The following is a 704-nucleotide window of genomic DNA, read 5'->3' on the forward strand; positions in this document are numbered from 1 at the left end:
TCAATGGAGTTTAAGTCTGGACTATAAGGGGGTAACCAAACTATCTCATGCCCATGCTCTTCAATGATTGCTTGAATATACACTGCGTTTATGAAAAGCGGCATTGTCCATGACAATTACACTGTTTTTAGGTAACTCAGGTAACAGTGCTTCTCTCACCCAATGAGAGAAAATATCGCTGTTAATAGAACCATCATATAAGCGTAAGGCAAACAATTCTCCATTGATAATGGCTCCAATCGCATTGCTCTGGTTCTTTAAATGCCAGTTATCACTTCCATGACAAATTTGTCCTTTTGTGCTGTAGCCATAAGCTCTATGAGCAAAGGCTTTAAAACCACATTCATCAAGATAGACTATCGGTTTGTCTTGAGCGGTCTTATCTACTATTTGTTCTTGAAAGTGCTCTCTTTTCTCTGTGTCGGCTTTTGGATGTTGGTTAATCTTTTTTTATGCGTTATCTTTAGTCGCTTTAAAGCATAACAAATCGCTGATTGCGAGCAATTAAAACGTCTAGCGCTTTCCCATTGGTAATCATCAGGATACTGCTCAATATCCTTAAGCAAGGCTTCATCATCAATCTTTGAGGGCTTACGCTCAGTAAAGCCTTTAGGATGGGGATTTTAATCCAGCTATAGACGGTGAATTTGCTGATCTTGTAGCGCTTTGCAACAGCGCGCCAAGTTTCTCCATTAGCAATATCG

3 protein-coding genes are annotated in these 704 nt (G+C 39.8%); all 3 read right to left on the bottom strand.

The genetic code is table 11. The features are described 5' to 3' along the window. Positions 1 to 104, bottom strand: a 104-nt coding sequence (locus A5N85_RS17985; protein WP_428843260.1) for a transposase, incomplete at its 3' end; no start/stop codon positions are given. Beyond that, positions 61 to 444, bottom strand: a complete 384-nt coding sequence (locus tag A5N85_RS13540) for a transposase (RefSeq protein WP_143143331.1) — start codon at positions 442 to 444, stop codon at positions 61 to 63. The genes A5N85_RS13540 and A5N85_RS17985, both read right to left, overlap by 44 nt. Then, complete coding sequence (locus A5N85_RS17405; RefSeq protein WP_249023998.1) at positions 387 to 566, bottom strand: IS630 transposase-related protein; 180 nt, start codon at positions 564 to 566, stop codon at positions 387 to 389. Before A5N85_RS17405 ends, A5N85_RS13540 begins: the two co-directional genes overlap by 58 nt. Between the last annotated feature and the right edge of the window lie 138 nt (positions 567 to 704).

Source organism: Suttonella ornithocola (assembly GCF_001889065.1).
GTDB classification, from domain to species: domain Bacteria; phylum Pseudomonadota; class Gammaproteobacteria; order Cardiobacteriales; family Cardiobacteriaceae; genus Suttonella_A; species Suttonella_A ornithocola.